This is a genomic window from Actinocorallia aurantiaca (genome assembly GCF_039533685.1).
In the GTDB taxonomy this organism is placed as follows: Bacteria; Actinomycetota; Actinomycetes; order Streptosporangiales; family Streptosporangiaceae; genus Actinocorallia; species Actinocorallia aurantiaca.
In genome coordinates this window covers 22,814-29,739 of the sequence record NZ_BAAATZ010000012.1, presented here as the reverse complement: position 1 = coordinate 29,739, position 6,926 = coordinate 22,814, and the positions used below count along the sequence as shown (strand labels likewise).

Sequence of the window (6,926 nt, the reverse complement as noted above, 5' to 3'; positions counted from 1 at the left end):
GCATGCTCCCCGCCGAGGTCCACGAGCGGAAGGGCGAGGAGATCCCCGCCTCCCGCCCGATCCCCGCCGGTCTCCTCGAGGCGCTCCGCCCCATGATGCGAGCCGTCGTCACCACCGGCACCGCCGCCGGCGCGGGCCTCCCCGCCGGCACCCACGGCAAGACCGGCACCGCCGAGTTCGGCGACTCCGGCGACTCCCACGCCTGGTTCATCGGCTACCGGGGCGACCTGGCCTTCTCCGTGCTCGTCCCCGGCGGCGGCTCAGGCGCCGAGGCCGCCGCCCCCTTGGCCACCCGCATCCTGAACGCCCTCTGACGTCGCGGCCTCTCTGGCGACTCGCCTTCGAAAGCCTTCCGGCGACGTGTCACGTGCCGCCCCGCCGGCCGCCGCAGTACGGCCTGGCGAGGCGGATCCCCCTCGAACGGAAGGGGATTCCGTTCGAGGGGCACAGGAACTCGAGGGGCACAGGAAAGGAACGCGCCCCAAGGGGCCGGACGCGCGGTGTTCTGCCGGACGTCCGCCGCTTTTGCCGTAGGGCGGAGGAACGGCAAGGCGGTCAGGGCTGGGGGGTGGTGAAAGGGGGGTGCTCCTCGGAGGCTATGCGGACGGCTTCGGGGACGGCCGGGGTGATGACGAGTTCGAAGACCCGCTGGGCGATCTCGCGGGCCGGAAGGACGGGGCCGACCCAGCGGGGGGCGTAGACGCGGCGGGAACGCCAGGCGATGCCGTTCTCCAGGGCGTCTATGCCGGCTTTGAGGGGGGTGACGCCGGTGAAGGTGGAACCCGCGGTGCGCATGGCGGTGACGGCCCTGGTGTCGAAGCCGCGGTGGGTCATGTCGGTGTCGAGCTCGGCGAAGTAGGCGACGCCCACCTTGGCGCCGGTGGGGCGGAGCTCGATGCGCAGGGTGTCGCCCAGGGCCTCGACGGCGGCCTTGGAGGAGCTGTAGGCGCCCAGGAGCGGGGCGCGGACGGCGGCGGCGAGCGAGGAGACGGCCAGGGCGTAGCCCCTCGGGTGGGAGATGTGCGGCCCGGCGGCGCGCAGCGTGTTGTAGGTGCCCAGGACGTTGACCTGGAAGGTCTTCTCCAGGACGTCGGGGTCGCCGGTGAGGACGGGCCACTGGCAGGCGATGCCCGCGTTGGCGACGACGACGTCCAGCCCGCCGGCGGTCTCGGCGAGGTCGTCGACGGCGGACGTCAGCCCCGCGCGGTCGGCGACGTCGGCCGGCAGCCAGGGCGCGTCGCCGCACTCGGCCGCGACCTTGGCCAGCAGTTCGGGCTCGAGCCCGGTGAGCAGGACGCGGGCTCCGCGCTGGTGCAGGCGTCGGGCCAGGGCCGCACCGATGCCGCGGGCCGCGCCCGTGATGAGTACCCGGCGTCCGAGCAGGGAGGGGGTCCGCATTCGCAACATGCGGGTGACGCTAACACCGGCCTTCGTCCGTTCAAAGGGCCTGTTCCGGGAACGTGGTGTTGGGATGGGGGAGGCCCGGGGGACGGTCACTCTCCGGCCGCGGTGTCCTCCGCCGCCCGTGATCGTCGCTGGAGGCGGTCCACGCTCTCGTTGAAGTGGGCGATGGTGTCGGCGAGCGCGCGGATGTCGGCTTCCTCCCAGTCCTCCAGGACGCGCTCGAGACCCCGGGTGAGCCAGGCGCGGTGGTGGTGCAGGCGGGTCAGGCCCTCGGGGGTGATGCGGAACTTGCGGGCGAGGCCCCCGTCGGGGTCGGGGATGCGCTCGACGAGGCCCGCGCGCAGCATCGCCGCGGTCTGCCGGTTGATCGTGGAGGTGTCGAGTCCGAAGGCGTCGGCGAGCTGGCCGATGGACAGCGGCCCGGAGGCCTCGATCCGGCTCATCAGGATGTAGGCGCTGCGTTCCAGCCGTCCGGCCACCGGCTGCCGGGCGCAGTCGCCGATGGCGCCCAGGGAGGCGTGCCGCCCGAGCGTCATCATCTCCTGCTCGATCCGGCCGATCTCCTCGTCAGTCACCGTGCTCCTCCTCGTCGGGCGGACGTCCCGCGGCTCCCTCCCCGATGGCGCCGTACTCCCCTCGTGCGAGGGCCCCGGATGAAGCCTAAGGGGGAGACGGCTCACGCCGCGGTCCTGACGGGCTCGGCCGCGGCGGGGGACGTGCTCCGGGAGGGGAGGCCCAGGGCGACCAGCGCGGCCGCCAGCGCGGATCCCGCGCCGATCCCGAGCGCCACCCGGAAACCCGCCTCCGAGGGCGCCGACACGGGACCGAACGGCGTCGTCATGTGGGCGAGGACGACTCCGATGACCGCGGCGGAGACCGAGGTGCCGATCGAGCGGGAGAGCGAGTTCAGCCCGTTGGCCGCGGCGGTCTCGGTGCGGGGCACCGCGCCCATGATCAGGGCGGGCATGGCGGCGTAGGCCAGGCCGATCCCGCCGCTGATCAGCGTCGAGGCGATCAGCATCTGCCAGGGCGCGTTCATCAGGAACAGGGCGAGGGCGTAGCCCGCGGAGATGACCAGGCCGCCGAGGACCAGGGAGGTCTTGGGCCCCCGCGCGGCGATCAGGCGTGCCGCGACCGGCGACACCGCCATCATCACCAGGCCGCCGGGCGCCATCCACAGGCCGGCCTGGATCATCGTCTGGCCCAGGCCGTACCCGGTGCTCTCGGGCAGCTGGAGCAGCTGGATGACCACGAGGGACATCGCGTACATGGAGAATCCGATGAGGACCGAGGCGGTGTTGGTGAGGAGGACCTGCCGTCCGGCGCTGACCCGCAGGTCGACCAGCGGGGCCGGGGTCCGCAGCTCCCAGAGCCCCCACAGCAGGAGCACGATCGGGGTGGCGGCGAGCAGGCCGAGGGTGAGACCGCTGCCCCAGCCCCAGTCCTCGCCCTTGGACACGGCGAGGAGCAGGCACACCAGACCGGCCGCGAGCCCGAGCGCGCCCGGAAGGTCGAACCGGCTGCGGGCGCGGATCGGGGACTCGGGCACGACGGTGACGAGAAGCACCCCGATCGCCGCGCCCGCCGCGGACGACAGCCAGAAGAGCGCGTGCCAGTCGGCGTGCTGGGCGATCGTCGCGGAGAGGGGGAGCCCCAGCGCGCCGCCGACGCCCAGGGAGGAGCTCATCAGCGCCATCGCCGAGCCGAGCCGCTCCGGCGGGAGCACGTCGCGCATCACGCTGATGCCCAGCGGGATGAGGGGCAGGCCGAGGCCCTGGAGGGCGCGGCCCGCCACGACCGGGACCAGCGAGCCGCTCAGCGCGCAGACCAGGGAGCCGAGGGTCAGCAGCGCCGCGCACACCAGCATGATCCGGCGCTTGCCGTAGAGGTCGCCCAGCCGGCCGAAGACGGGGGTGGCGACCGCCGCGGTCAGGAGGGTCGAGGTGAGCACCCAGGAGGCGTCGGCGGCGGTGGTGTCCAGGAGGACGGGGAGCTCTCCGATCAGCGGGACGACGAGCGTCTGCATCAGGGAGACCACGATGCCCGCGCCGGCCAGGACGCCGACGATCAGGCCGCTGCGCGGAACGGGGGGAGGGGAGGTCAAGGGGGGCTCCAGCCGGTGGAGGGGGGTTCGCGCGCTTTCTGCACGGAACGCGGTCGTATGTATCGCGCACGCGATGTGCATCGTACACATTGAATGCCGGAGCGGTCGGCTTCCCCTCCTCGTCACAGGGGAAGGACTCTGGATCTCCGAAAGAGGGGCAGGGCCGGGGTTCGTGCCATCCACAAGGCGACATACCCTGCCTTGACCCTGCTTTGCCGTGTGCCCTGAGTCAGTCCATCGCGTGAAACGAGTGCCCCGTGTCCTGGTTGTCCAAGATCAGTCTTGCTCACCGCAAGCTGGTGCTGCTGATCACTCTCGGATTGCTCGCGCTCGGCGCGTACGCGATCCCCACGTTGCAACAGCAGTTGCTGCCGAACATCTCCGTCCCCGTGACGCTCGTGATGGCCCCCTACCCGGGCGCCTCGCCCGAGGTGGTGGAGGAGCAGGTCGCCGAGCCGATCGAGGACGCGGTCAAGGGCCTCGACGGCCTGGAGTCGACGACGGCGACGTCCCGGCAGGGCATGGCGACCGTGATGCTGATGTTCGAGTTCGGCACCGGGACCGACACGCTCGTCACGGAGGTCCGCCAGGCCGTCAACCGGATCTCGGCCAGGCTGCCCGACGGTGTCACGCCCGAGGTGATGGCCTTCTCCACCGACGACCTGCCGACCATGACGCTCGCCGTCACCTCCGGCGGGCAGGGCGGCCTCGACGGACTCGCCGCCGCGGTCGAGGCGAAGGTGGTGCCGGAGCTGCGGTCGGTGGACGGCGTCAGCGAGGTCACCGTCTCCGGTGAGCGTGAGCAGATCGTACGGATCGTGCCGAACCCGGCGAAGCTCGCCGCGAGCGGCCTGGACGCCTCCGCGATCGGCACCGCCCTGAGCGCCGCGGGCCAGACCGTCCCGGCCGGCTCCCTCACCTCCGGCGAACAGAGCCTCAGCGTCCAGATCGGCGGTCCGGTCACCTCGGTCCAGCAGATCAAGGACCTGTGGCTGACCGGGTCCAAGACCCCGGCGAAACTCGGCTCGGTGGCGGCGGTCGCCCTCGCCGACGCCGACGCGACCTCCCTGACCCGCACCAACGGCAAGGAGAGCCTCGGCATCTCCCTGATGCTCGACCGTGACGGCAGTTCCTCGTCCGTCTCCGAAGAGGTGCGGGACCTCCTGCCCGGCCTGGAGAAGGCGCTCGGCGCCGGAGCCGGGCTCACCATCGTCTCCGACACGGGTCCCGCCGTCAGCGACGCCGTTCTCGGCCTGCTGGAGGAGGGGCTGCTCGGCCTGGTCATGGCGGTCCTGGTGATCGTGGTCTTCCTCCGGTCGGCCCGCTCCACCCTGGTGACCGCGATCTCGATCCCGCTGTCGCTGGTGGTCGCGCTGATCGTGCTGAAGTTCAACGGCTACTCGCTCAACATGCTCACCCTGGGCGGCCTCACCATCGCCGTCGGGCGGGTCGTCGACGACTCGATCGTGGTGCTGGAGAACATCAAGCGCCACCTGGGCTACGGCGAGGAGAAGCGCCGGGCGATCATCGGCGCGGTCCGCGAGGTCGCCGGCGCGGTCACCTCCTCCACGCTCACGACCGTCGCGGTGTTCCTGCCCATCGCGCTGGTGGGCGGCATGGTGGGGGAACTGTTCGGCTCGTTCTCCATCGCCGTCACCGTGGCGATGATCGCCTCCCTGGTCGTCTCCCTGACGATCATCCCGGTGCTGGCGTACTGGTTCCTGAAGGTCCCGGACACCGGCGCCGATCCCGAGTTGTTCCGCCGCCGCGCCGAGGAGGAGGAGCGCACCGGCCTGCTGCAGATGGTGTACGTACCGCTGATCGGCTGGGCCGTCCGGTTCCGCAAGTCCGTGCTGGCCGTGGCCGTGGCCGTCCTGGTCCTCACCGTCGGGCTCTCCTTCGGGGTGAAGACCGACTTCATCGGCGACTCGGGCACCCAGGCGCTGAGCGTCACCCAGGCCATGCCGGCGGGCACCGCGCTGAACACCACCGACGAGGCGTCCCGCAAGGTCGAGGCGGTCCTGGCGGACACCGAGGGCGTGGAGTCCTACCAAGTGGTCGTTGGGTCCCCGAGCGGCGCCATGGGCGCGCTGATGAGCGGTGGCTCGAGCGAGGCCACCTACAGCGTGGCCCTCACCGAGGACGCGGACTCCGCGCGGGTGCAGTCCGCGCTGGAGGACGACCTGAAGGCGCTCACGGGCGCCGGTGAGCTCAAGGTCGCGGCCAACACCGGCATGGGCTTCGGCAACGCCGTCGAGGTGCGGGTGGAGGCCCCTGACGACGCGTCGCGCGCCGCCGCCGTCAAGCAGGTCGAGGACGCCCTGTCCGGGGTGCCGGAGGTCAAGGACGTCAGCAGCGACCTGTCCGAGAGCGTCCCGATGCTGAGCGTCCGCGCCAAGGACTCCGCGGCCCGGATGGGGCTGAGCGACATGGTCCTGGCCCAGGTGGTGGCGCAGGCCGTCCAGGGGAGCACGGTCACGACCGTCAACCTCGAACGCGGCGAGACCGACGTCGTCGTCCGGGCCTCCGCCCAGGCGCCCGCCTCGGTCGAGGAGCTGAAGGCGCTGAGGGTCCCGGGCGTGCCGGGAGGCGCGGTCCGGCTCTCCCAGGTCGCGACCGTCGACATGGTGGACGGCCCGGTCGAGCGCACCCGGCAGGACGGCGAGAGCACCAGCGCCGTCACCGCGGTCCCGGTCGGCGATGACCTGGCCAAGGCGTCACAGGCGATCCAGAAGAAGCTGGACTCCCTGAAGCCGGCGGACGGCGTCACCTACACCCTGGGCGGCGTCACCGCCGACCAGGAGGAGGCGTTCGTCCAGCTGGGCCTGGCCATGCTCGCCGCCATCGTGCTCGTCTTCCTGCTGCTGGTCGCGGCCTTCCGCAGCATCCGGCAGACCCTGGTCCTGCTGGTGTCGGTGCCGTTCGCCGCCACCGGCGCGCTCCTCCTGCTGCTGGTCACCGGGACCCCGATGGGCGTCGCCGCGCTGATCGGCATGCTGATGCTCATCGGCATCGTCGTCACCAACGCGATCGTCCTGGTGGACCTGGTCAACCAGTACCGCGCCCAGGGCATGGGCGTGACCGAGGCCGTCACCGAGGGAGGACGCCGTAGGCTGCGGCCCATCCTGATGACGGCCCTGGCCACCATCTTCGCCCTGATCCCCATGGCGGTGGGCATCACCGGCCACGGCGGTTTCATCTCCCAGCCGCTGGCCGTCGTCGTCATCGGCGGCCTGGTCAGTTCCACCGCCCTGACCCTCATCCTCATCCCGGTCCTCTACACGATGGTCGAGACGCACCGCGAGAACCGCGCGGCCCGCAAGGCCGAACGGAAGGCGTCCTTGCAGGCCCGCGATGAGGAGAGCCGGGACGACACGGAGCTGGAGCCCGTCTCCTGACCCACCGAGAGGCCCCGGGG

The 6,926-nt window shown here is 71.9% G+C and carries 5 protein-coding genes; 2 read left to right on the top strand and 3 right to left on the bottom strand.

Annotated features, from left to right (window positions below):
- On the top strand, positions 1-314 hold a 314-nt coding region (locus tag ABD327_RS15230; RefSeq protein ID WP_344451021.1), incomplete at its 5' end, for a penicillin-binding transpeptidase domain-containing protein.
- A gap of 241 nt (positions 315-555) precedes the next feature.
- Here the strand turns inward: ABD327_RS15230 and ABD327_RS15225 are convergent.
- From ABD327_RS15225 to ABD327_RS15215, 3 genes are all read right to left on the bottom strand, one after another.
- Positions 556-1,407, bottom strand: a complete 852-nt coding sequence (locus tag ABD327_RS15225) for an SDR family NAD(P)-dependent oxidoreductase (RefSeq protein WP_344451020.1) — start codon at positions 1,405-1,407, stop codon at positions 556-558.
- A gap of 86 nt (positions 1,408-1,493) precedes the next feature.
- Positions 1,494-1,979, bottom strand: coding sequence for a MarR family winged helix-turn-helix transcriptional regulator (locus ABD327_RS15220; protein ID WP_344451019.1), 486 nt, complete (start codon positions 1,977-1,979; stop codon positions 1,494-1,496).
- A 101-nt stretch (positions 1,980-2,080) separates the two neighbouring features.
- Positions 2,081-3,508, bottom strand: coding sequence for an MFS transporter (locus ABD327_RS15215; protein WP_425547122.1), 1,428 nt, complete (start codon positions 3,506-3,508; stop codon positions 2,081-2,083).
- A 257-nt stretch (positions 3,509-3,765) separates the two neighbouring features.
- Between ABD327_RS15215 and ABD327_RS15210 the strand changes: the two genes are divergently transcribed.
- A complete protein-coding gene (locus ABD327_RS15210; RefSeq protein ID WP_344451018.1) occupies positions 3,766-6,906 on the top strand; it encodes an efflux RND transporter permease subunit in 3,141 nt (1,046 codons plus the stop codon).
- Positions 6,907-6,926: the final 20 nt, after the last annotated feature.